Consider the following 25966-nt stretch of genomic DNA (forward strand, 5'->3'; position numbering starts at 1 on the left):
GAAACAGAAGAATAAAGACCGTACTTTTCAGTGGTGCTAACTCTGCTATTATGTACGATCCGGAAATCAAAGCGTATTATAAAAGAAAAAAAGAGCAGGGAAAAGCTCATAATTCTATTATTAATGCAGTATGCTGTAAACTCGTCTATAGAATCTTCGCCGTGGTAAAAAGAGAAGAACCTTTTGTAAATTTAACAAGATATAATTTGCATATGTCTTAGAATACACGAATAAATTATATACGTTTAGTTTTATCCATAAAGAAGATTATTCGTGCATCCGTGGCAATATTCAGCGGTATACAATTATATTGCAGATAAAATCCTATAGTATTCAAAAAACTTGTGTCTCTGCGTTTTTCTAATCCTTTTTAAACAAAAAAAAAGACTGTTCCAAAAATGAAACAGTCTCATGTAATTTATTTTTCAAGTTGCTTATAGCTTCTCTGTATAAAATCCGTCAGGTCTTTTCCTTTCAGTAGATTTTGTGAAAGTTTCGCAAGATCAAGAGCATGTTTTATTAAACTTTCTTTTTCCTCAGTATTCTCTGTTTTCAGAATCTGATTAGAAAGCTCACTATTGGAGTTTACCACAAGGTTGTACATCTCCGGGAAACCTCCCATTCCGAACATACCGCCGCCGCCAGTTGCCTGCATTTCTTTCATTCTTCGCATGAATTCAGGTTGTGTGATGGTGAATGGAGCATCGTTGCTGTCAAGATCTTCAAGCTGTACTGTGAATTTAGAATCCTGAATGGCTTCTTCTACATTCTTTTTCAAAGACTCTTTTTCCGTTTCATTCAGTTTTGAAATGATAGGTTCGTCTTTTTTGATCAGATTATTGATGTGGTCGGCATCTACTCTGGCAAAAGAGATATTTTCCTTGGATGTTTCAAGCTTCTGGATGACGTGTGGTGTGATAGGAGAGTCCAGTAAAAGAACTTCATATCCCTTATCCTTTGCAGACTGAATGTAGCTGTGTTGTTCATCAGCATTGGTAGCATATAAAACAACCAGCTTGTTATCTTTATCCGTTTGTGCAGGTTTTATTTTTTCAACCAGTTCATCCCAAAGGAAATATTTGCCGTCTGTAGTAGGGTATAGGGTAAATTTGTCTGCTTTCTCAGCAAATTTTTCTTCAGTAACAATTCCGTACTCGATCACAACTTTGATGTCGTTCCATTTTTGTTCGTAATCTTCACGGTTTTCGTTGATCAGGGAAGCCATTTTGTCGGCCACCTTTTTCGTGATGTAAGATGAAATTTTCTTCACCGCACCGTCTGCCTGAAGGTAAGAACGGGAAACGTTCAACGGAATATCCGGAGAATCGATTACCCCTCTCAGAAGCATTAAGAAATCAGGAACGATACCTTTTACTTCATCGGTTACGAATACCTGGTTTTGGTATAATTGAATTTTGTCCTTATCAATATTTAAATTGTTGCTCAACTTAGGGAAGAATAGAATTCCAGTAAGGTTGAAAGGATAGTCTACATTCAGGTGAATGTTGAAGAGAGGTTCTTCAAACTGCATTGGGTACAATTCGTGATAGAACTTCATATAATCTTCATTCGTCAGTTCATTGGGAGCGATTGTCCACGCAGGAACCGGATTGTTGATGATATTGTCTACTTCCTCCGTTTCAGCTACTGCATCTTCAGGAGCGTCTTCCGGTAATGGAAGCGTATGTGTTTTAGTTCCGAATTTGATCGGAACAGGCATGAATTTGTTATATTTTAGTAACAGTTCACGGATTTTTCCTTCTTCCAGAAACTCTACAGAATCTTCTGCAATGTGAAGGATGATTTCTGTACCTCTATCTGTTTTATCAGTAGTTTCTTCAAGAGTAAATTCCGGGCTTCCGTCACATATCCAGCGTACAGCAGGCTCGTCTTTATAAGATTTTGTAAGGATTTCTACTTTTTCAGCAACCATGAATGCCGAGTAAAATCCAAGACCGAAGTGTCCGATGATTCCTGAATCTTTTGCAGAATCTTTATATTTTTCCAAAAACTCTTCTGCTCCTGAGAAGGCTACCTGGTTGATGTATTTTTCAACTTCTTCCCCCGTCATTCCAATACCCTGGTCGATGATGCGAAGTGTTTTCTGTTCTTTATCAATTTTTACCTCAAGTTTCGGATTGCCATATTCAACCTTTGCTTCACCAATACTGGTTAAATGTTTTAGTTTAAGGGTAGCATCCGTAGCATTGGAAATGAGCTCTCTCAAGAATATTTCGTGGTCACTGTAAAGAAACTTTTTGATAAGCGGGAAAATGTTTTCCACAGATACATTAATATTTCCTTTAGTCATCATATTTTAGATTTTTAATTTTCAAATCTTTCTCAAAAAAAATACCAGAGAGCAGAAAGTGACAGAATGACATTTTTTCGACAGTATAGATGCAATTATGATATGAATTTGTCAAAGAAATATCATACTTTTAATCCTTAAAAATTTTTTTAAAAATGAAGTTGAAATGTACAGTTTTTGTGCTGTTCATTATGGCCTGTTGCCTGTATGGACAGAAAAAGCCTTTAGACCACTCTGTCTACGACAGCTGGCAAAATATAGGCTCGAGAAAAATCTCAAATGACGGAAAATGGATTGCCTATTCTGTAGATGCTCAGGAAGGAAATTCTAATCTTTCTTTATATTCAGTAAAAAATAAAACCGCAAAGAAATTTGACAGGGGAACGAAACTGGATTTTACGAATGATTCCAGATTTGCAGTTTTTCAAATCCGCCCGCAGTATAAAGATATAAAAGCGGTAAAAGATAAAAAGCTTAAAAAAAATAAATTAACAAAAGACAGCCTTGCTATTGTTGATTTTTTGAGTGGTCAAACGGAAAAAATTCCTGATGTAAAAACATTCAAAATTCCTGAAAAAGCAGGTTCTTATGTGGCATACCTTCTGGAAAATACAAAAGATAAATCTTCGGATGATGCTTCTGATAAAGAAGATGGAGATGAAAATAAGGATGACGATAAAAATGTGAAACCATTGCAGTTGGTGGTTCGTAATCTTTTGAATGGGAAAAGTACAACCTATAATAATGTAATCCGCTATGAGTTCAGCAAAAATGGGAAACAGCTTGCTTTTGTAACTAAAAAACCTGAAGAGAAAGCAGACAAAGATAAAAAAGGAGAAAAAGGTTCAGCTGATGAAAAGCCTGCTGCTAAAAAAGATACTGATAAATCAAAGCCAAAAAAATATGCTCTTGAAACCGTACAGATAGTCGATCTGCAAAAAGGAACTGTAACCAAGATTTCTGAGATGGAAGGCGATTTTACCCAATTATCTTTTGATGAAGAAGGAAACCAATTGGCCTACGTGGGAACTTCTTCTGCACAGAATGATTTAGTGAAACTGTACAAGCTGTATTACTTTAATTTTAAAGGGAATAAGAAGGAAATGATTACCAATGAAAATGCTCAAATGAAAAAAGATTGGGTAATTTCTGAAAACCGTTTACCTCTGTTCAGCAAAAACGGAAAGCAACTGTATTTTGGGGTTGCTCCGAGACCTATTGCAAAAGATACGGCGATGATTGCCAATGATCATGCAGTAGTAGATATATGGAACTACAGAGATGATTATCTGCAGACGGTGCAGCTGAAGGAATTGAAAAATGATCTGAAAAAATCTTATGCAGCTGTAATGCAGACGGAAAAACCGGATTTCTTCAGAAATATTGATGGTGAGGATCTGGATACTTTACGAGTGATAAACGAAGGAAATGCTGAATTTGCATTGGGTATCACCAGTCTGAATAACCGTATTTCTTCACAATGGGAAGGGGCAACGAAGAAAACATATTTCCTGATCAATAATAAAACAGGAGACAGAACAGAAGTTATTAAAAATCTGGATGGAGCCGTTGCTGTCTCTCCACTGGGGAACTTTGTAGTGATTTTTGACAGAGAAAAAGGAAGATGGCTGAGCTATAATGTGAAAACCAAGCAAACACTTCCACTTAATGCAGGATTGCAGGTTTCTTTCGTAGATGAAGAATTTGATATGCCGGATTTTCCGAATTCTTATGGGATAGCCTCATGGACGGATAATGATGAATCTGTGATCATCAAAGACCGCTATGATCTTTGGGAGTTTTCTCTGAATGGTTCGAAAAAGCCAAGAAACATCACCAATGGATATGGACGTAAAAATAAAATCACATTTGATACTTACGCTTTAGATAAAGATATTAAAAGTTTAAACCGAAAATCTACCATTTATTTATCGGCGTTTGATAATACTTCCAAGGCCAACGGAATCTTCAAAACATCTATCCAGTCGAATGCTGACCCGGTAAAAATTAAAATGGAAAATGTCTGGGGATACAGAAGTCTTCAGAAAGCAAAAAATGCTGAAGAATATATTTTAGTAAAAGAGTCTTACACGGATTCTCCGGATATTTTTGCAACATCCGATTTCTCGGAACAACAGAAACTGAGCAGTACCAACCCGCAACAAAGCAATTATAATTGGGGTACAGATGAATTGGTACAGTGGACAACGCCAAAAGGAAATACCTCTACAGGAATTTTGTACAAACCGGAAGATTTCAATCCGAACAAAAAATATCCTATGATTGTCTATTTCTATGAAAAACTTTCAGATAACCTAAACCGTTATGTAGCGCCTGCTCCCACACCTTCAAGACTGAATATTTCTTATTTTGTGAGCAACGGATATTTGGTTTTTACACCTGATATTTCGTACACAGACGGTCTTCCGGGAGAATCTGCAATGGAATACATCAATTCCGGCGTTGAAAAGCTAAAACAAAATGCCTGGGTAGATGGTACTAAAATCGGAATTCAGGGCCAAAGCTGGGGTGGTTATCAGGTAGCATACCTTATCGCTCATACAAATATGTATGCAGCTGCCTGGAGTGGTGCTCCTGTTGTCAACATGACGTCCGCATACGGAGGAATCCGATGGACTTCAGGAATGAACAGACAGTTCCAGTATGAAAAATCTCAAAGTAGATTAGGAAAAAATTTATGGGAAGCTCCGGAGCTTTATATTAAAAACTCACCGCTTTTTACAATTGATCAGGTAAAAACTCCGGTAGTGATTATGAGTAATGATAAAGATGGAGCAGTGCCATGGTATCAGGGAATTGAAATGTTTACCGCATTACGCCGTCTCGGAAAACCATCGTGGCTTCTGAATTATAATGGTGACGATCATAACCTTATGAAACGTCAGAACAGAAAAGACATTCAGATTCGTGAACAGCAGTTTTTTGATTACTATCTCAAAGGTGCTAAAGCTCCGGTCTGGATGACGAAAGGTGTTCCAGCCACCCAAAAAGGAAAAGATTGGGGATTTGAGCTGACAGATGATAAACCTAATTAATATAAACTCGGCGGAGCCAAAGGCTCCGCCGAGTTTTTTTATTGTTTTCACTAAAAATATATCACAAAAGATAAACTGACACAATGGCATTTTTTTTATGTTGGGCCTGTTGATCGCTTTTATTATATTTACCGCCAATTATAATAAACAGTATGGGAATCTTTGATTTTTTTAAGAAGAAAAACAGCAGACAGGAAAATGTCAGTACTCCGGTTCAGGAAATTGAAATGCCAGAGGAAAAAATAGCAGTGGAGGTAATGGAAGAAGTGGTGGAAATAACACCGGAAATAACTCAGGAAATACCTTCACAACCACAGCCGATAGAAGAGCAGCCGGTAAATGAAAATTACGAAAAAATCAAAACGTATAATGATTATATCGTGTATTCTATTGCACTACAGCTAAGAGGAGAGTATACACCTATTTCCGCTTTTGAGAAAGAAAATGGCGAAATAGAAGGTTTTGTTTATATGGTGACAGAGGATGCTTATGCCCTTCCGGTACATGAGGCTATAAGTAAAATGGAGGAAAAATTTGAAAACGAACTTCAGGAAGGGAAGATCAGATCTTATATGATTTTGTACCATTCACAGTTTGATAACAATGATAATCATAGTCCTGCAACTCAGGAGGGAGAGTTTAAAGCGATTTCACTTTCTTACCATTTTAAAGGGGCTGATAAAGCAAAGACAGGATTGTCTTATATTTTTGAAAACGAAACCGTTACTTATAAAGGTTTTGCAGAGTTTTCGCATGAGGAAAATAACGGAATCATGAATCATCAGTTGATCGATGGAAGAGATTATTTTACCAATACAGAAGGAATTGCAGCTCCTGAAACAACTAATGAAGCGGGAATTATTGTAAGAAAATCTAATGTACATAACCTTGTCAACACCTGGAGTGGGATTTTTGGTCATGAAAATTTCCAGACTAAAGATTACGGTCAATATCTGAGTACTGTTTTGATGCAGTCTACAGTGGCTGATCCGCTGGGAGAGAGCAAGAGTAAAACAGAATTTGAAGACGTAAGGTTTAAAACCATCGTAACCGATGAGCTGAGCACTATTATTCCTGAAGTGAAAACAGATTATACGCTGGATTTCGAGACAAGATCTGTCCGTGAATGGGAAAATGCTTTAAACTTACAGGCGATTGTAGCAGGTCCTGCCAGAAATACTTTTGGTGTTTGGTTCTTTGCTACTGATTATGCTGAAAACAGAAATACCTATTTGACGCAGCCACATCTGAATGTCAATATCAGTGGAGTTGTTTTGATCTTAGATGCTCACCAGGATACTGATCTGCCAGACGGAACGAAAATGAGCGAAGAATTTACAACCTATATGCCAAGCCAGACTCTTCCTAATTATGCATGTTTCGATTTCATTGCTAAAGTGGTAGACTTTAAGGAAACTACACTGCTTGAAGATGGAAGCGTTAAAGGATATATCCTGAAACTGAAGTTGATTACGCATGAAGAGAGTGAAGACTTCTTTACTATCGATGCTTTTGTCAATAAAGAGAATATGAGATTCGAAAACCTTACAAAAGGAATGAAAGTTACTGGAGCAGTACAACTTCAGGGTAAAATTGCGAATTAATAAAATAATACATACAAGTAAAAGAGTCTGAATTTTCAGGCTCTTTTTTTATTTCCCTGCTGCATGCGTAATTAGTTTATAATGCAAAGGAATATAAATTCAAATATCTTACCTTAAGAAGTAATAAGAAGCTAAGTAACTGAAAATAAAACGCCCGCTTAAAAAGAATCAATGAAGTTGATTCCTCCTTTACTCCCTCAAAATTCAGCAGTATCAAAAATAACCTTTGCGTTTGAAAAATTTTAACAGAACAGAAACTAATCCACAGATTAAAAGGAAAGAAAAATTCGCGCATTAGTGGCAAAACAAAAAAAGGCAATCCGAAGACTGCCTTTCCATTATTTTTTTGGAAACTTATTTGTTGTTTTTCATTTCCTCTTTGATCTTGTTTTCCAATTCCTCAGCAAGCTCAGGATTGTCTTTTAAAACATCTTTTACAGCATCACGTCCCTGTCCTAGTTTAGATTCTTCATAGCTGAACCAAGAACCGCTCTTCTTCACGATTCCCATATCAACTGCTGTATCAAGAATTTCTCCTACTTTAGAAACTCCTTCACCATACATAATGTCGAATTCTGCCTGTTTGAAAGGTGGAGCTACTTTGTTTTTCACAATCTTTACTTTCACACGGCTACCGATAGCTTCGTCACCTTGCTTGATTGGTGCACTTGCTTTTCTGATGTCGATTCTTACAGAAGCGTAGAACTTAAGAGCATTACCTCCGGTAGTCGTTTCAGGGTTTCCGAACATTACACCGATCTTTTCTCTCAACTGGTTGATGAAGATTACGGTACATTTTGTTCTTGAAATGGTAGCGGTAAGTTTTCTTAATGCCTGAGACATCAATCTTGCGTGAAGACCCATTTTAGAATCTCCCATTTCACCTTCGATTTCAGCTTTTGGTGTAAGAGCAGCTACAGAGTCAATTACCACAATATCGATAGCTCCTGAACGGATTAGGTTATCAGCAATCTCCAGAGCCTGCTCACCGTTGTCCGGCTGAGAAATAATAAGGTTTTCAAGATCGATTCCTAATTTCGCAGCATACGTTCTGTCAAAAGCGTGCTCAGCATCAATGAATGCAGCAATACCACCCGCTTTTTGAGCTTCAGCGATAGCGTGAAGTGTTAAAGTTGTTTTACCTGAAGATTCAGGCCCATATATTTCAATGATTCTTCCTTTTGGATACCCGCCTATACCTAAGGCAATATCTAATCCTAAAGAACCGGAAGGAATTACCTCTACTGTATTGTCTATAGATTCATCACCTAAAGTCATTACTGTTCCCTTTCCGTATGTTTTATCTAGCTTGTCAAGCACTAATGCGAGTGCTTTTTTCTTATCATCAATGTTACTCATCTCTATTAAAATAATTTCTCAAAAATACATAATTTCTCAATCAAAAACTAATATTATTTATCCCTGAAACGGGTTTTTAGAGTTAAAAAATGATAAATTTTTAAGACTGATGTTGTTCAAAACGAAGGAGATGTAGAATGGTGTATTTAGAAATGTTAAAAAAAAGAATTTAAAATAAGAAAGGTATACCTTGAAGCAGGTAGCTAAGGCTTTAGGTTAATATGAAACCGATGATTTTCAGTAGTTGTAGCCTTCCCAATTTACTTGATCAGATTTTTTTTATCTGATTAAAATACTTGTAAATGGATGGTACAACCAGAGCTTTATTCATCCAATATAAAAAATGCTTATCTTAAAACATTATTTTTTAAGATCATTCTATGGACAGAAAATTAAAACGATTCCTGATTAAATCTTTTGCTGTATTGGCCGTTATACATCTGGCTTACTTTATTTACGGATATGTGAAATTTGTAGGTCTTCAAAAAATTAATATTTATACAGAATTTTATAGGTTCAAATTTTACGATGATGTTTCCATTTCTCACTTTTTCGTGACCGGACTTTTTTTGTTTTTCTTTGTTATTTTTCTTCTTAGAAATCATTCCAAAAAAAGAAATACACTTTCAGAAAAGTTAGGAATAGGCATTATACTTCTGCTGGTGTCCTTTTTCTCCCTGACCTTTTTTATCAGTTATAGTTTTGGATTCAATGCAAAACTACGAACTGTATTGCCCGAAAAGGATCTTAATAAAGATAAAACCCTGTTGAATGTCTTACAGCCTTTTTTATACAACTATACTTCCTACAGTTCGGAGAGCCTGTTTAACCCCGAAAATGTTTTATATCCTAAACCTTACCCTGTGATTGAACAGATCGATACGCTGTACTACGATCCGGATAATAGAGGATATTACTCAACAGAATCCAACTATTATAGTATTGATACGCTGACCATGCTGAGTGCCGATCATAAAAAATTAAACAATAAAGCAAAACTGGCACTTGACTTTCTTGGATTTGACGATAAAGAGCTGGAAAAAAGGATTATTTCTAAACAAGAGAAGGGAGACAGTACTGAAATTATATTTAAAGGAATAAAGGTATACCCTCAGGCCGACGAGAAAATGTGTATTTTTCTTCAAAACAAATTTTTGTTTTTTCCGCTACATAAGGTTCCTGAACAGCAACAGCAGTATCAAAATGCGGTCAAAAGATACGATTTGCTTTACAAATATAGTCAGGATTCACTCCTGTACTCGTTTCAGAGACTGAATGGCCTTTTAAAAAAATACAATATAGAAACGCAGATTGTTCCGAAAGACCTTGCTAAAGATGTCTTTTATTACCGGGATCATGATGAGCCTCTGAATGGGATACGAAATACTTACGAAAGAAATGACTTAAAAGATAAATTTAAAACCCTGGATCGATTGTTCTATAAGCCGAATTATCTTCATCCTTCTATCATGGGAATTTTCATCACAGTGGTCATGAGTGTCTGGGCTGTTTTATTTTTATTGTATCTGATCTGGAATTTCATGAACAGAAAACTGTCTTTGGACAAGGAAAAGGAAGAAATGTAGCTTCTATCTTTTCGTTTCTTTGGAAAACGGGTATTTAATGAAAATTTGAATTCTTAGTAATGTTCAGATAATCTTTCAGTACCTGCATCTGATCTTTATCTCCTCTTTTTATTCTGGCATCCCTGCTTACAAGGGTGTCATAGATTTTGTTGAAAAGTATTTTAGATTTTGGAAACAGTGTCCTATAGGAAACTTCCGGAATCTGTAGTCTTTTGCAAACTTCATCATCCAATAGAAACCAGGTACAGCAGATGTGGAGGTATCGTAAATTTTTCCTTTGGAGCTCAAATTTTAAAATAGGATTTTCCAAAGATTCATCCAGTAAAGAGTGGGCGAGGAGTACAGAATCTTTATCCGATGGCGGCTGAACAGAGGTCCATAAATAAAAATATTCCGTAGCCTGCTTTTTGTCATCGGGGAGAAGCTGCTCCGGGATTCCCAGAAGGTAACCTACATATTTCCATAGGTGGAAAATTCCCTGTTCTTCTTCAGGAGAGATGGTGTTGCCCAGTTTGATAAGGCTGTGAAGAAATACCAGGCTGAAACCAATATAGGTCGCCATCATATCCCAGGAATTAATAGGCTCGCCCCAGTTTTCAGTGTCCCATTCTTTATAATGTTTTTTGATCGAAAGTCTTGCGTAGGAGTGAATCAGACGGGTTTTTATAGCAAATTCATATCCTTTTGCATGAATTTCCAAGGCATTGTAGCGGGTAGCATTGACCCAGAAATCAAGGGTTTCAGAAAGACGTTTAACGGCTCCTTTTTTCAACGCTTCTGTCACAATAAGGGGTTTGTTGAGGTACGCATAATCGTAACCGCCAATCAGGCAATAATCCCTTAATGAGATCAGAGAATCCAGATTGCTTCGCATGCAAAGTTCGGCACCGCTTTTTAATAGATTGTAATCAAGCCATTCCGGAATGTTCTGAGTTTGAGCAAACAATTTTTTTACACTTTCCGGAACATCATCGTTTTCAGAAACTCCATTTCTGATGTAGCCTTCTATTTCTTTGGAGGCTTCATGAAATTTTTTTGTAAAATAAACATCTTTCACAACCTGGTCTCCTGCTTCATCCATATGATAAAAGAAAGAAGCAAACTTCTCAAAATCTTTAAAACTTACCTCGGCCCCGGAAAGCTCAATAAGCTGTTTTCCGTTACCATGTTCCCAAAAATTTCTGAAATGTGGAGAATCCTTAAATCGCGGTTGTATCATTGTTCATTCCTTTATCCATAAAAGTACAAGTTTTATGCTGAAGTTTTGTGGTGAGATTTGTCAGGCAGTCTATTTTATAAATATCCTTAAAAGATTTGATCGTTTTTGGACTGAAAAATTACCCTTTTGTGGTATTTCGGGCGATAATAAGGTGTGGTAGCTTTATGTAAAATTTAAGAACCATAGAAACAATTTCTAAAAAGAAAGGGCTTTTCGAAGTTTCACTTTAAAAATTAACCTAAAAAACAAATCATCATGAAAACAAAAATTGTATTACTGTTTCTGCTAGGGTGGGTAGAAATGGTGTCTGGGCAGATTCAAAATAAAGTTTTCGTATTAGATCTTCAACAACCACATAGTAAGTCTTTAAAGGTAGAAGGTAATGATTCTGAAAATAAACTTATTATAAATTCTAAAGAACTTTTAGCATTTAAGTTAGTTAACGGAAATCCCTATAAGTACAAATATGTTATTAATCATCAATTCATTAATTTTTTTGAAGGACAAAATGAAAATCCACTTCAGTTAATTAATAAGAATATAGGAGCTGTTAAGGCTGATTCTCTAAAATCTGTTAATAAGATAGAACTGTTAGCAATCAAAAAGGATGAATTAATAGAAAAAGAAAAATCTTTTATGTTATTAGATAAAAAAGAAAAAGAAAAAAAAACAAAAAATGAAAAGGATATTCTTTTTTTTAATAAAATTAAGTTAGAAGGAGAGATTTTTGATTTGAAAAAAGATATAATAAGGCTAAATGATATTGTAAGTTTAAGTGAATATCTTTCACAGTCATCGTTTTCTACGAACTTTATTAATCATCATAATCCAACCAAATTACCAACTGCTAAAAACAAAAAAGAAGATATTTTAAATATTAATAATGCTTTTGAACTTTTAAAAATAGATTTTGAAGATTTTAAAAATGAAATTGAAGCTTATATATTAAAGATATCTTCCGAAGATTTTTTATATGAAACAGGGTTTACGCTATCTAGAGAATCATTTAAAGCAAGATATATGAAATTACTAGGAGACGAGAAAGGTATCATTGATGAAGCTGCTCTTTTTCCTGAAATGTTAAATGAATTCAATATAAAAAAGAAAGATATAGACTTCATATCTGTAAAAATAAATTCGGAAATTTCCAAAATGTATGGAGCGAAACTATATAGTTATATCCTCCCTAAAGATATCAATGGTAAAAATATAGATGTAGTGGAAATTACTTTAGAACGTTATGACAAAACAATAACGAATCCAACACCCGATATTTATAAATATAATATTTGGGTAACTGGAGGGGTGAAGATTGATATAAGTGGAGGAATTTTTCTTACATCATTAATGAACAAAGAATACGAAACTAAAGATGATACAGGAACCAATAAGTTTATTTATGAAAAGAATAAAGGCAATTATGATTTTGGATTTGGCTCATCTATAAATATTTCTTTAAGAAGTGGATCATGGATTCGTCCGGCATTAGGTATAGGAGCATTATTTACTACTGGGCAAAAATTTCAAATAATGACAGGGTTAGGATTGATTATAGGAAAAGAAGAAAGAATTATCTTACATGGAGGTTTAACAATGGGATCTATTTCAGTCATTTCGAATAATTACAAAACTGATGGAAGTACATCCTACAGCTTAGGTGGAGACGGCGCTATCCCAACAACTAACAAATTTTCAGTTGGGCACTTTTTGGGAGTAACCTATAATTTGGGGAAAGTGAAAAAACAGGACACTCCAAAATAATAATATCATCAAACATTTATAATATCTATAATTTTTTCATATCTTACCAAGTAACAGATATAATTAGAATGCATAAACTCCGTTTTTCAGACCAAAACAAAATCCTTTCCGATTTTTATAATGAAGTTTGGGTTGTTTGTCCTTCCTGTACTCAAAAAGCGGTTGCTAAGACAGATTATAAAAATAAGAAGGTACGCTTACTTTGTCCCGGCTGTGGCTATAATAAAGAAAAAAGTATGGGAAATCTGATGACAGCTGCTAATTATTATTTTATGGCAGAACTTTGGCTGCAACATCCTTTTAAAAATGATGTAGTGTGTGCTTACAATGGTCATCATTTAGAATATCTGGAAAGCTATATTTCGGCAGATCTTAGAGAGCATAAAGACAGGCCCCACTTCACCCTTTTGGAAAAGCTTCCCCAATTTTATCACGAAGCCAAAAATCGTGACACATTACTTAATATCATCAAAAAGCTTAAAACAAAATAAAAAAACCTTCCCATCGGGAAGGTTTTATATTACTTATAGCTTATCGCTCATTACTTATTATAAAGAAGCAGCGTGTACAAGCATATCTACTAACTTGTTAGAATAACCCATTTCGTTGTCATACCAAGAAACAAGTTTCACGAAGTTAGGAGAAAGCATGATACCAGCATCTTTGTCGAAGATAGAAGTTCTCTTATCTCCTACGAAGTCCTGAGATACTACAGCCTCTTCAGTATATCCTAGGATACCTTTCAATTCACCTTCAGAAGCAGCTTTGATTACTGCACAGATTTCTTCATAAGAAGCAGCCTTTTCAATTCTCACAGTTAAGTCTACTACAGAAACGTCAACAGTTGGTACTCTGAAAGACATACCTGTTAGTTTTCCGTTTAGTGAAGGGATTACTTTTCCTACCGCTTTAGCAGCACCTGTAGAAGAAGGGATAATGTTGTTCAGAGCAGCTCTACCACCTCTCCAGTCTTTCATTGAAGGACCGTCAACAGTTTTCTGAGTAGCTGTTGTAGCGTGTACAGTTGTCATTAAACCTTCTACGATTCCGAAGTTATCGTGGATTACTTTAGCTAAAGGTGCTAAACAGTTGGTAGTACAAGAAGCGTTTGATAAGATTTTAATATCATCAGTAAGTTCCTTGTGGTTTACCCCCATTACGAACATTGGAGTATCATCTTTAGAAGGAGCAGAAAGGATTACTTTCTTAGCACCTGCAGTAATATGTTTTGCAGCACTTTCTTTATCTAAGAATAAACCAGTAGATTCTACTACGTAGTCTGCACCGATTTCGTTCCACTTTAGGTTGCTTGGGTCTTTTTCAGCAGTTACTCTGATTTTTTTTCCGTTTACTACAAGATCATTTCCTTCTACAGAAACTTCACCTGGGAAAATACCGTGTACAGAGTCATATTTTAACATGTAAGCCATGTATTCTGCATTGATTAGGTCATTGATTCCTACAACTTCAATGTTGTCTCTTTCAGTCATTGCTCTGAAAACAAGACGTCCAATTCTACCAAAACCGTTGATACCTACTTTGATTGTTGACATAATAGTTTGTTTTTATTAGATTTATAAAAATAATTAGATTGCTAAAATTTCTGAAATCAACATCAGATCTTTGTTGATTTCGTTATGTTTTTTGATAGCTTCCTCGATAGCGGTATACACCACATCGTTGGAACGCATTCCTGCCATTACATTGGTTTGACCATCCATTAATCCTACTACTGCACCATATCCAAGTCTGCTGGCCAATACTCTGTCTGCACAGCTAGGAGATCCTCCTCTCTGCATATGTCCCAAAACTGCTACACGAATGTCATAATCAGGGAATATTTGCTTTGTTTTTTCCGCAAGGTCATAAACATTGGCTAGTTTTTCTCCTTCTGCCACTACAACAATGCTGGATGCTTTTCCTGTTTTTTCAGCTTTTCTGAATTTCTCAAAAAGATCATCCGTACTGTCTTTTTTCTCAGGAATAAGAATATCCAGAGCACCTGTTGCCAATCCGCTGTTTAAAGCGATAAATCCTGCATCACGGCCCATTACTTCTACAAAGAAAACCCTGTTGTGAGAAGTAGCCGTATCACGGATCTTATCGATGGCATCCATCGCTGTATTCAGTGCTGTATCGTATCCGATGGTATTATCAGTTCCGAAAATATCATTGTCGATAGTTCCCGGAATACCGATCACTCTGATTCCGAATTCTTCACTGAAGATTTTAGCTCCGGTAAAAGTTCCGTCTCCACCAATGCATACCAATCCGTCTATTCCAAGTTTTACACAGTTGTCATAAGCTTTCTGACGGCCTTCTGCTGTTCTGAATTCAGCGGATCTGGCAGACTTTAGAATCGTTCCACCCTGGTTGATTATATTTTTTACGGAACGGGCTCCCATTTTCAGGAAATCGTTGTTGATAAGACCATTGTAGCCTTCTCTCACTCCGTAACATTCGATATTATAGTAATTGGCGGTTCTTACTACCGCTCTTAATGCCGCATTCATACCCGGAGAATCTCCTCCTGAAGTAAGAACTGCAATCTTTTTTACAGCACTCTCTTTCATCTAGTAAAAAATTTCGAACACAAATTTACAAAAACAAGTTCAGATTATAGCAGTAACTTTCTAATAGTTTTGAATATAAAATATTAAAAGCTTCTGAAGTTTGTTGGTTTAAAAATATAACGGGCCGTTTTGGTTTCCGGAGCGTTGACATCAAGCTCATACCAAGGCGAAATATTCTGATCAAAAGGGTTGGAAAATAAATGAATGGACTGGGCAGGAGTAAAGCCTTCTCCCAATAAAAATAATTTCTTGCCCTCTTTATTGATACATACACCGGCAACAAAAACAACGTGCCCTGGACTTCCGGGAGTAATTAGTATATCTCCGGTTTTCAGATCAGCGTTTTTTGTCACAGGAGTTGTTTCTTTATTTAATGAAATGGTTCCTGCATAATTGAAAATAAGATCAAGATAAGCCCTGAAACTCTGGTAGGAATCATCAAAACCAGCTGTTTTTCTGAAACTCACAGAATTTCCGCTGACAAAAGCTCTGGTTCCGTTCTTATACTCATTCCAGCTGAGTAAGTGGCCACTGGTGAAATGAAATCTGATGTTATCCTCCTTTTTATTTTTGTATAAATATTCAGCTCTCAGGCGGATTACTGCATCTGCACACTGCTGAAGGTCTTTATTTCCTGTATCAATATCAAAAACGGCTTCATGAAGATGTTGGGTGGAAATAGGAGTACCATCATATCTTAAAATCTGACTGCCATAGGGTTTCAGTTTAAAATTTTCAATGAAATATCCGAAAGAATCCTGCTTTTCATCCTGCCACTGATAACCTTTTGGGGGTGAAAATCTTTCCCGGACTGTATTTTTATCCTTATTAATCTGAACCAGACTTCCCGGAGTCCTATTTTTTGTTTCCTGAGAAGTATGGGTAGGAGGTGCTTTATCCTGAGTACAGGCTAATAACACCATAGTGATTACCACCCCTGAAATAACTTTTTTCATATTCATTTGATTCGGTTACAAATATGGGACTTTTTGTGAAATGCTGAAAATATTGGAACTAAGGTTTTTTTATGCAGAATCTTTTGGTGGAAAACACATAGTTACAAAATATTTTAAGATGCAATAAAATCAATGATTTTCAGCAAGAGTTACGCTGATTTTTTTTGCCACGAATGCACGAATAAATCATCTATACGCTTAATTTTATCTACTATATATAAAGAAAATTATTCGTGCATTCGTGGCAATACTCAGCGGTATACAATTTTATCGCAGATAAAATCTTTGCGCCTTAAGAATATAGTCTATTTAGAACAATCTTTCGGCTTTGCGTTTTCCAACAGAAAAGTTTCTGTATTTTCCTCTTCAGGAATTAACAGTTTTCCCCAATCATTCAGCTGCCAAAGAATCTGAACCAGTTTTTCCCCCAACTCTGTAAGAGAATATTCCACTCTGGGCGGAAGCTCATTAAAAGATTGTTTTGTCAGAATACCATCCTCCACCATTTCTGTAAGCTGTTGGTTGAGTACTCTACGGTCTACTTTCGCAATTCCCCGCAGAAATTCACTGGGACGTTTTTTCCCTTCATTGATCTGCCATACGATGGGAACTTTCCATTTTCCACTGATGGTATTAACGGCGATTTCCAACGGACAGATTTTATTTTCTTCAGCTCTTCCCTTTATTTCCATAAAATTGACTTTTTTATCCCTATGGGTGAAAAATATGCGTTATTGCCTATTCCTGACGGCTTTTGGACCTTTGTAAAAATAATAAAATTAAAAATAATGAAGACTTTGGCTCAACAAATCGAACAACTGAATCAGGAATTGTCATTACAGCTTCCGCAAGAAATATTAAATGCATTTGGAAAATCTGTTGAAGATTTAAAAACAGAAAATATAGAAGAGAATAGCATTCAGATTGGAGATGAAATGCCAGAATTTTTATTACCCAATGTCTCAGGAAAGATGATTGCTTCCAGTGAAATTCTGAAAGAGGGGAAAATGATTTTAGCTTTTTACAGAGGAAGCTGGTGTCCTTACTGTAATCTGGAATTAAAATTTTTGCAGGATAATCTTTCCAGAATAAAAGATAAAAATGTGATTCTAGTCGCTGTTTCTCCAGAGAGTCCGGATCATGCTTTGAATATGGTGGAAAAGAATAATCTTGAATTTGAAGTATTGACCGATCAGAACAATGACTTTGCTAAAAAGTTAGGCATTGTATTTCAGCTACAGGACTTTGTACAACCTCATTATCAGAACCTGGGAATTGATCTTTCAGAGTTTAATAAAAATAACGAGAATACATTACCGGTCCCTGCTGTTCTGATTATTGATGAAAAGGGAAAGGTCATATATAAATTTTTAGATGTAAATTACATGAACCGAATAGATGTAGAAGAATTAATACAAGCATTATGACAGAAAAACGAAAAGGCGCCCGTTCCATCAAAGATATTCCGGCAGATATTTTAAATCAGTTGAATCAGGGAGTAATAGAAACGGCCAATCTTACGGAATGGCTGGCGGTAGATCAAAGGCTGTTACTGGAAAATTTATTGTTGCAGAATAACCGTTCAGAATATCTGAAGCCTGTTTTAAAAAGGGTTGATCAATTGAAAAAACAGACGGTCAATACCATTAATGAAGCAATCGGAGTGGGAATTCTTGATCAGGCTGTTAAAAACGATGATGATGAATTTCTGGTGAACTTATCAACACATCCGGCAGATCTGGTACGCTGCTGGGCTGCCTATACCATTGGAAGAAACGATAAATTGGATTTTAAAGAAAAGTTTAAAAAGATACAACCGTTTGCTGCCGATTCCCATTTTGGAGTTCGGGAGATCTGTTGGATGACCGTACGTCCGGATATTTCAAAGCATCTTCCGGAGACTCTGTCTGTTTTATCCACATGGACTGCCCATGAAAACGAATATATAAGACGTTTTGCCAGTGAATCTACCAGGCCAAGAGGTGTTTGGTGTGAGCATATTGATGCTTTGAAACAAAATCCGGGATTAGGATTGGAAATTTTAGAACCCTTACGGTCAGATTCATCGAGATATGTACAGGACAGTGTCGGAAATTGGCTGAATGATGCCAGTAAATCACAACCGGAGTTTGTTGTAGAAATTTGTGACGAATGGCTGCGGGAAAGTCCGACGAAAGAAACCCAGTATATTGTCAAAAAAGCGCTTCGAACAATCAGGAAGTAAAAGTTATCCACAATATGACATTTCTGATTTGAATTTTATTTTAAATTTTTGATACTTAAATATTTATATAAATCCTTTAAAATAGGCATTTGTGAAACGTTGCAATATGAAAAAAGTTATCCACAATATCGAATTCTGTAAAATGGATTAATTTTAAATATTGATTATTAATAGATTAAGTATTCCTTTTGAATAGGGAGCTTATGGACACAAATGGGCGAAAAAAGTTATCCACAATATCAGTATTGACTCAGAATGAATCTTAAGAATTATTGCTAAAAGTTGTGGAATAAGGTTTTACGCAAAGTTTCAAGTTTGTGTATGCTTTATTTTAAGTGAGCTAAGAAGGGATCGATTTTCAATCGATCTGAAGAAGCGAGCGTATAGTCACAAGATTTCATCAGCGGCGAAGCATTACTTAGCCTCCTAAAATAAAACATTCGGATCACTAATTCTTTGCGTGTATAAAATTTAGAATAATCACTATAGATGTTGAGGCTCTATATTCATAAAATCAAATGAAATTTTATCAGAATAAAATCTGACTGATCTGATTAATCAACGAGAGAAAAAAATCAGGTTACTTTTGAAACGATTGCTTTTTACTTATTAAAAAAGTTATCCACAATATGGGATTGTCAATTAATTTTATTAGTATCTGCCATATTATCAGTGAGTTTAGGAAAACCTTTAAACAAAGCACTTTTGGAGATCTCTCGAAACAAGAAACTTAAAAAAGTTATCCATAATATCAGAATGTAGATTAAAACTGAATCCTATCTTTCATATAACTAATAAATTAAAGAAATCGCCTAGCAAAAAGCATTTGAAACCATCTCTTTCATAGACTCTGGTGAAAAAGTTATCCACAATATGAGTTTTTGAGCCGGAATGAATCTTAAGGATTAGTGTTGAAAGTTGTGGAAATAGGGTTTCATGCAAAATTTCAAGTTTGTGTATGCTTTATTTTAAGTGAGCTAAGAAGGGATCGATTTTTAATCGATCTGAAGAAGCGAGCGTATAGTCACAAGGCTTCATCAGGAATGAAGTCGCATTACTTGGCCTCCTGAAATAAAACATTCGAATCACTAATTCTTTGCGTGTATAAAATTTAGAATAATCAATATAGATGTTGAGGCTCTATATTCATAAAGTCAGATGAAATTTTTCTAAAAATAAAATATCTGCCTGATCTGATCAATCAGTGAGAGAAGAAAATTAGATTATCCCTGAAATCTATTCCCTTCTGTCTTTTGGAATTGTTTAGAAAAAGTTATCCACAATATGGGATTGTCAATTAATCTTATCAGTATCTGCCATATTATCAGTGAGTTTAGAAAAACCTTTAAAAAAGGCACTTTTGTAGATCTCTCGAAACAAGAAACTGAAAAAAGTTATCCACAATGTCAGAATGTAGATTAAGATTGAATTCTATCTTTCATATAACTAATAAGTTAAATAAATTGCCTGTCAAAAAGCATTTGAAACCATCTCTTTTATAGGTTGAGGTGAAAAAGTTATCCACAATATGGAATTTGGATTGAAATCTCAGGATGAAAAAATACTTCAGAATTAAACTTACCACTTTTCTGTAAGATACTTCCAATATCTTTTAGGAACATGCTGAATATGCAGTTTCAGATTTTTCCGTTCCACAATATTGGTTTTTGTGAAATACCGCTGCCAAAGCGTTTGATAACTTTTCTCTTCATCATGGAATTTCTGCTGATACTGATTTAAATCCAGTTTATCATCCGGATAAAAGAAATCGCAGCTTTCCAGATCATAGACAATAGCATAATTTCTTCGCAGATCGTAGATCATCCATTTCTGATCCTGGTAACGGTCATGAAAATGTTTTCTGATTAAAGGGAGAACATCAAAGTCGGGATCTATTTTAGCAAAAAAGATATTGTCCTGCATTTTTTCAAACCGGACAAAAGCAGTCATTCTATGGCTTTCTCTGCCTACAGATTTGCAGATTTTTGAAATTTTCATCATATCGGCATCTGCAAAATTTTCCAGAATATTTTCTCCCGGATGTCTTACAGACTGTTTTGTTGCGGATAAAATTAAATGCTCCATTTCCGGATCCTCAGATAAAAAGACTTTTAAAAGTTGATGGATTCCCGGTTTTCCGATATGCTGCTCCAATTTATTGAGAACCCGCTCAGATTTATCTGTCTGAGTAATGACTTCATGAATTTCCGCAAAGATATTTTCCTGATGATATTTTTCTTTGTTTACAATTTCCACATCTTTATAACGATATTCGAATACTTCAAATACCGCCGTAAAAAGGCCGTCGAAACTTCCGTCATAAAGTAAGGTAGTCATTATTTAATTTGAAAATTTGAGAATGAGATAATTTGAAAATGTTTTAATTGCATTTCGGAAAATTGGATGAAGCCTGCCGGAATTATTCTTTATAACAGATTAGTTTCAACTCGTTTTTATCAGACTCAAGATAAAATTCTCCAATGGTTTGTATAATTATTGAAATTTTTTCCAGATCCTGTTCTGTTTTAGAATCTACTTTTTCAGGAAAAGAAAGATATTCTATTTCTTTGTACTGAAGCCAGCCTCCAAAAGAATTGATGCCTTCAAAAGCAGTTTGCCAATAATCAAACTCAAAACTGCTGTTTTCATCCAGGTATAACTCCCCAATTCTGTCATCCTGAACTCTTTTAAATTGGATTTTCTTTATTTCATCCATATTATTAACAAGATGATCAATCAGTTTTATCCATTTAGCATTAGACATCAAGTGTTGTGAAAACTTTGAAACTTCCTTCTCGATACTTTTCATCAGATCATCGTTGGGGTTCATAGATTTTTTATTTGCCATTTTAAAATAAGCTCAGTTGCTGTGAAAACTGATTGTGATATTTGGAGGAACTTCCCCCAACCAGTAATTTTCTAAAGTTTTTATCCGTTAAATATCTCAGATAGGCATTGCCTGCAGTAAAGTCAATAAAATATTTGGCCCGGTTCACCGCAGCTCCCAATTGTTTTAAATGATCTATTGTTAAAACCTGAAAACGCCTTGCACTCACAATTTTCTGTGCAGATTTCACACCAATTCCCGGAATCCGTAAAATCATCTGATAATCGGCAGTTTGGATATTCACAGGAAACTGATCAAGATGCCTTAAAGCCCAGCTCAGCTTCGGATCTACTTCCAGATCGAGGAACGGAACATTCGGATCCAGAATTTCTTCTGCTTTAAAACCATAAAACCGCATCAGCCAATCCGATTGATACAATCTGTTTTCACGGAGCATAGGAACTTCAGTCGTCAAAGATGGCAGCCTTTTGTCTTCCAGAACCGGAACATAGCCGGAATAATAGACCCTTTTTAAATTGAAATTTTTATAAAAATGATCCGCTACTTTGATGATCTGTAAATCATTTTCATTGGTGGCGCCCACAATCATCTGAGTAGACTGTCCTGCCGGAGCAAATTTGGGAACCTTCTTCAAAATCTTTTTTTCATCCTCATACTGGCTGATCCCTTTTTGAATATACCGCATCGGGCTGAGCATATCCTGCCTGTTTTTCTCGGGGGCTAAAAGTTTTAATCCACTTTCGGTAGGAATTTCAAGATTAACCGATAACCTGTCTGCATATAAAGCCGCTTCCTGCATCAGTTCATCACTCGCTCCCGGAATCGATTTCAAATGAATATAACCGTTAAAGTTTTCTTCCAACCGCAGCTTTTTCGCCACTCTTACCAGACGTTCCATTGTGGTGTCTGCATTTTTGAAAATTCCCGAACTTAGAAATAAGCCTTCAATATAATTTCTACGGTAAAAATTAATCGTTAAATCTACCACTTCCTCCACCGTAAACGCAGCTCTTTTAATATCATTTGAGCTTCTGGAAACACAGTAGGCGCAATCGTAAATACAGTGATTGGTCAATAGAACCTTAAGCAAAGAGACACATCTTCCGTCTTCCGTGTAGGTATGACAGATCCCGCTTACAGAACTGTCTCCTAAAGCTCCCTTTTTATTTTTTCTGTTCCCTCCGCTTGAGGAGCAGGAAACATCATACTTGGCAGCATCAGCAAGAATTTCAAGTTTTTCCTTAAGGCGGTCAAAATTCATAGGTAAAAGGATTTGATATGATTTGTATCTAAATATTTTTAAAAATTTGTTCAAATTTAGTTCCAAAATTGATAAATGTCAACCTTTTTTCATGGAAGTTATCAACAAAAAAGAGCCTCAAAATCATTATATTTACGGCTCATTAAAGTTTATATCATGAAATCGCTATGATTTGCGGGCACCAATGAAAATGCCGCGATTGCATATAACCTTTAAAAAAATAAATTACCAATATATGAATCATAAACCCATCGAAGGTTTTTCCAAGCTTCCAAAGCAGGGGAAAATCGACTGGCTCGTAAACGAATATCTTGAAGGAAATCAGGAATACCAAAATATATTAAAACAATATTGGAACGAAGATGCAGATCTTCAGAAACTTCACGAAGAATTTTCTGAAAATACAATTTCCAATTTTTATATGCCTTACGGAATTGCTCCGAACTTTTTGATCGACGGAAAACTATTGGCATTGCCAATGGCTGTTGAAGAAAGTTCAGTAGTGGCAGCTGCTTCCAAAGCTGCAAAATTCTGGATTGATAAAGGTGGCTTTAAAACAACGATTATCAATACCGAAAAACTGGGGCATACCCATTTTATTTTTAATGTGGAACCTCACAAATTATTACATTTCTTTAATTTTAGTTTAAAGAAAAAATTATTTGAAACTACAGAAGACATTACCTCGAATATGAGAAAACGAGGCGGTGGTATTCTCAACATCAGCCTGATCGACAAAACTGCTGAAATGCCAAATTATTACCAGCTGAAAGCAAGTTTTGATACTGTGGACTCAATGGGAGCGAACTTTATCAATTCATGTCTTGAGCAGTTTGGAAAAACATTGAGACAGGAAGTAGCAACCAGCGAAGATTTTACTCAGGAAGAAAAGAACTCATTGCAGATCGTAATGAATATCCTTTCCAACTTTACGCCGGACTGTATCGTAAGAGCTGAGGTTTCCTGTAAAATGGAAGATTTGAAAGACGACAGCGGAATTTCTCCAGAAGAATTTGCTGCTAAATTCAAACAGGCAGTTACCATTGCTGAAATAGAACCTTATCGTGCAACAACCCACAATAAAGGGGTGATGAATGGAGTAGATGCCGTAGTAATTGCTACCGGAAACGACTTCAGAGCAACAGAAGCCTGTGCACACGCATATGCTGCAAGAGACGGACAATACAGATCTTTGACCCATTGTACAACAGACAACGGCGTTTTCAGATTCTGGATCGATCTTCCTATTTCTGTAGGAGTAGTAGGTGGGCTGACGAACCTTCACCCTCTGGTAAAATTCTCTTTGGCCTTATTAGGAAAACCTTCTGCTCAGGAATTAATGAGTATTCTGGCCGTTTCAGGATTAGCACAGAATTTCGGAGCGCTACGTTCTTTAGTAACAACAGGGATTCAGAAAGGACACATGAAAATGCACCTGCTGAATATCTTAAACCAATTGGGAGCAACCGAAGAAGAAAAACAACACTTTGTGACCTACTTTAAAGATAAGACGGTAAGCCATCACGAGGTGATCAATGAGTTTAACAGAATGAGAGGGAAATAATGTTACAGATTATCCTGCCCATCATCTTCCTGATTTTTGGATTCTTTTTGAAGAAGACCAATCATGAAGGTTTCAGAAGCTCCAAGAGATTTGCCAATATGTTTATCATACTGGGAATTTCCACATTAGTTGCCAAGTTTATTTTAATATATCTAAAATCGAAACAGTGAAAAAAAAGATCCTGTTCTTCCTGTTGATTTCCGGTTTAGGTTTTTCACAACAGAAAAATGTGAAAATTATGGATTTACAGCCAAAAACTGAAGATTCTAATTTTCCTTTTATTTCTTATGCTGAAAATCCGTTAGCAGAAAATAAAATAAATACTTTTTTACAGGTAAATGAGCTGGAATATGTTCCGAATTCGGGACCTAATCCTTTTAAATTGGTATCTACAGGAACAACGTCCTATTCCAACTATATCTCTTTTTATAGCTGGGAAAAAATTGAAACTCCTAAAAACATTCTATCTATCGCAATGGATGGAGAAGCTTCAGGGGCTTACCCGGAAAACTTTGCAAAATGGGTGAATTTTGATCTTAGAACAGGAAATCTTATTAATGCAGAAGATCTTTTTAATCCCAATGCAGTTAAAACAATTGAAAATTTTATTCGGAAGCAAATAAAGAAGGAGATTAATGATTTTCTTACAGAGTTAAAGTCTGAGAAGAATCCTTCAGAAGAAGTTCTGGATCAGATTGGTATTTATGAAGGATGCTTCACCGATTATACTTTAGATGGCATACAATATTACTTTGCCAAAGATAAAATCAGATTTATTGCAGGAAGATGTGCCAATCATGCTATGAGGGCATTAGATGAACTTGATAGCCATGTTGTAGAGTTTTCTTACAAAGAATTAGAAAAATACTGGAGCCCTTATACCAGAAATCTACTGAGTGGTTCTGATAAAGTAGAGAAAACAAGTTTCAGAAATAAGCTGTACAAAGGGAAAATAGATGGGAAATATCCCGTTACAATGCTTGTCAGCCGCTTTTATCCTGCCGAAGATTCCTCAGGGATAAGTTCTTTTAATGCAGAATATTGGTATGACAAAAACAAAAAACTGATTAAGTGGGATGGCCAGATGAAAGGAAATCATATTTCTATGGTTGAGAATGATCATTACAGTGAAGAAACTCGTCAATGGATTCCGAGAGCTCATGTAGAAGCAGAGATGAGCGGAAATAAAATCATTGGAACCTGGCAGGATTATAAAACAAAAAAATATCTAACCTTAGAATTAGAAGAATTATAAAATGAAAACAATTACTTTAGTTTTTGGAGCGGTTTACGGAATGGTGTCTGTAATACTGGGAGCATTCGGAGCTCATGCTTTAAAGAAAATATTGGCTGTAGAAAGACTGGAAAGTTTTGAAACAGGAGTGAGATACCAGATGTATGCCGCTTTTTTCCTGCTGATCATCGGATATATCTTAAAATTTGAAACTTCTGCTGAGAAATGGACTTCCATTTTAATGATTACAGGAACCCTTTTATTCTCAGTGAGCATTTACTTCCTGAGCATGCAGGATTATCTCGGAATGAATCTTAAATTCTTAGGACCTATCACTCCGCTTGGAGGTTTGATGATGATCTTAAGCTGGGGAATGCTTATTCTTTATTTTGCTAAAAACAAAATTTAAG

20 protein-coding genes and 1 pseudogene are annotated in these 25966 nt (G+C 35.7%); 11 read left to right on the forward strand and 10 right to left on the reverse strand.

Annotated elements, in window-relative coordinates; all coding sequences use genetic code 11:
* A pseudogene (locus tag AC106K_RS24935) lies at positions 1-221 on the forward strand (IS110 family transposase); the annotation flags it as partial.
* 197 nt (positions 222-418) lie between these two features.
* Here the strand turns inward: AC106K_RS24935 and htpG are convergent.
* Complete coding sequence (htpG, locus tag AC106K_RS24940; RefSeq protein ID WP_047097772.1) at positions 419-2311, reverse strand: molecular chaperone HtpG; 1893 nt, start codon at positions 2309-2311, stop codon at positions 419-421.
* 155 nt (positions 2312-2466) lie between these two features.
* Between htpG and AC106K_RS24945 the strand changes: the two genes are divergently transcribed.
* Complete coding sequence (locus tag AC106K_RS24945) at positions 2467-5367, forward strand: alpha/beta hydrolase family protein (RefSeq protein ID WP_482448266.1); 2901 nt, start codon at positions 2467-2469, stop codon at positions 5365-5367.
* A gap of 152 nt (positions 5368-5519) precedes the next feature.
* Positions 5520-6971 (forward strand): hypothetical protein, encoded by a 1452-nt coding sequence (locus AC106K_RS24950; RefSeq protein ID WP_482448267.1) that lies wholly within the window; start codon positions 5520-5522, stop codon positions 6969-6971.
* A 354-nt stretch (positions 6972-7325) separates the two neighbouring features.
* On the opposite strand, the gene recA is transcribed toward AC106K_RS24950, so the two are convergent.
* A complete protein-coding gene (gene recA / locus AC106K_RS24955; RefSeq protein ID WP_047097753.1) occupies positions 7326-8330 on the reverse strand; it encodes a recombinase RecA in 1005 nt (334 codons plus the stop codon).
* 380 nt (positions 8331-8710) lie between these two features.
* Here recA and AC106K_RS24960 point away from each other — a divergent pair, with 380 nt between their 5' ends.
* Positions 8711-9916 carry a hypothetical protein gene (locus AC106K_RS24960; protein ID WP_482448268.1) on the forward strand — a complete coding sequence of 402 codons (1206 nt, stop codon included), beginning with the start codon at positions 8711-8713 and terminating at the stop codon, positions 9914-9916.
* Positions 9917-9950: 34 nt separating this feature from the next.
* Here AC106K_RS24960 and AC106K_RS24965 read toward each other — a convergent pair whose 3' ends face one another.
* Positions 9951-11135, reverse strand: a complete 1185-nt coding sequence (locus tag AC106K_RS24965) for an oxygenase MpaB family protein (RefSeq protein ID WP_482448269.1) — start codon at positions 11133-11135, stop codon at positions 9951-9953.
* Positions 11136-11390: 255 nt separating this feature from the next.
* Between AC106K_RS24965 and AC106K_RS24970 the strand changes: the two genes are divergently transcribed.
* Positions 11391-12896, forward strand: coding sequence for a hypothetical protein (locus AC106K_RS24970; RefSeq protein WP_482448270.1), 1506 nt, complete (start codon positions 11391-11393; stop codon positions 12894-12896).
* 68 nt (positions 12897-12964) lie between these two features.
* Entirely contained in the window at positions 12965-13387 is a 423-nt protein-coding gene (locus AC106K_RS24975) for a hypothetical protein (protein WP_482448271.1), read from the forward strand.
* A gap of 57 nt (positions 13388-13444) precedes the next feature.
* Here AC106K_RS24975 and gap read toward each other — a convergent pair whose 3' ends face one another.
* The 4 genes from gap to AC106K_RS24995 form a co-directional block, all read right to left on the reverse strand.
* On the reverse strand, positions 13445-14449 hold the full coding sequence (gene gap / locus AC106K_RS24980; protein ID WP_482448272.1) for a type I glyceraldehyde-3-phosphate dehydrogenase: 1005 nt from the start codon (positions 14447-14449) through the stop codon (positions 13445-13447).
* Between the two features lie 33 nt (positions 14450-14482).
* Positions 14483-15469, reverse strand: coding sequence for a 6-phosphofructokinase (pfkA, locus tag AC106K_RS24985; RefSeq protein ID WP_482448273.1), 987 nt, complete (start codon positions 15467-15469; stop codon positions 14483-14485).
* Between the two features lie 83 nt (positions 15470-15552).
* Positions 15553-16425 carry a DUF4846 domain-containing protein gene (locus AC106K_RS24990; protein WP_482448274.1) on the reverse strand — a complete coding sequence of 291 codons (873 nt, stop codon included), beginning with the start codon at positions 16423-16425 and terminating at the stop codon, positions 15553-15555.
* 305 nt (positions 16426-16730) lie between these two features.
* A complete protein-coding gene (locus tag AC106K_RS24995) occupies positions 16731-17117 on the reverse strand; it encodes a winged helix-turn-helix transcriptional regulator (RefSeq protein WP_482448276.1) in 387 nt (128 codons plus the stop codon).
* Positions 17118-17213: 96 nt separating this feature from the next.
* Here AC106K_RS24995 and AC106K_RS25000 point away from each other — a divergent pair, with 96 nt between their 5' ends.
* Together AC106K_RS25000 and AC106K_RS25005 are read left to right on the forward strand one after the other, a co-directional pair.
* A complete protein-coding gene (locus tag AC106K_RS25000) occupies positions 17214-17852 on the forward strand; it encodes a peroxiredoxin-like family protein (RefSeq protein WP_482448277.1) in 639 nt (212 codons plus the stop codon).
* Positions 17849-18649, forward strand: coding sequence for a DNA alkylation repair protein (locus AC106K_RS25005; protein WP_482448278.1), 801 nt, complete (start codon positions 17849-17851; stop codon positions 18647-18649). Before AC106K_RS25000 ends, AC106K_RS25005 begins: the two co-directional genes overlap by 4 nt.
* Positions 18650-20227: 1578 nt before the next feature.
* On the opposite strand, the gene AC106K_RS25010 is transcribed toward AC106K_RS25005, so the two are convergent.
* The 3 genes from AC106K_RS25010 to AC106K_RS25020 form a co-directional block, all read right to left on the reverse strand.
* Positions 20228-20986 carry a TIGR03915 family putative DNA repair protein gene (locus tag AC106K_RS25010; protein WP_482448279.1) on the reverse strand — a complete coding sequence of 253 codons (759 nt, stop codon included), beginning with the start codon at positions 20984-20986 and terminating at the stop codon, positions 20228-20230.
* Positions 20987-21068: 82 nt separating this feature from the next.
* On the reverse strand, positions 21069-21497 hold the full coding sequence (locus AC106K_RS25015) for a hypothetical protein (protein ID WP_185289450.1): 429 nt from the start codon (positions 21495-21497) through the stop codon (positions 21069-21071).
* Between the two features lies 1 nt (position 21498).
* Positions 21499-22758: a putative DNA modification/repair radical SAM protein gene (locus tag AC106K_RS25020; protein WP_482448280.1), complete on the reverse strand. Its 1260-nt coding sequence runs from the start codon at positions 22756-22758 to the stop codon at positions 21499-21501.
* A gap of 235 nt (positions 22759-22993) precedes the next feature.
* Here AC106K_RS25020 and AC106K_RS25025 point away from each other — a divergent pair, with 235 nt between their 5' ends.
* The 3 genes from AC106K_RS25025 to AC106K_RS25035 all read left to right on the forward strand — a co-directional run bounded on the left by AC106K_RS25025 (position 22994) and on the right by AC106K_RS25035 (position 25965).
* A complete protein-coding gene (locus tag AC106K_RS25025) occupies positions 22994-24322 on the forward strand; it encodes a hydroxymethylglutaryl-CoA reductase, degradative (RefSeq protein WP_482448281.1) in 1329 nt (442 codons plus the stop codon).
* Between the two features lie 166 nt (positions 24323-24488).
* Positions 24489-25577 (forward strand): hypothetical protein, encoded by a 1089-nt coding sequence (locus tag AC106K_RS25030; RefSeq protein ID WP_482448283.1) that lies wholly within the window; start codon positions 24489-24491, stop codon positions 25575-25577.
* Position 25578: 1 nt separating this feature from the next.
* Positions 25579-25965, forward strand: a complete 387-nt coding sequence (locus AC106K_RS25035; RefSeq protein WP_482448284.1) for a DUF423 domain-containing protein — start codon at positions 25579-25581, stop codon at positions 25963-25965.
* The last annotated feature ends 1 nt before the right edge of the window (position 25966 follow it).

Source organism: Chryseobacterium sp. FR048, from assembly GCF_056844665.1.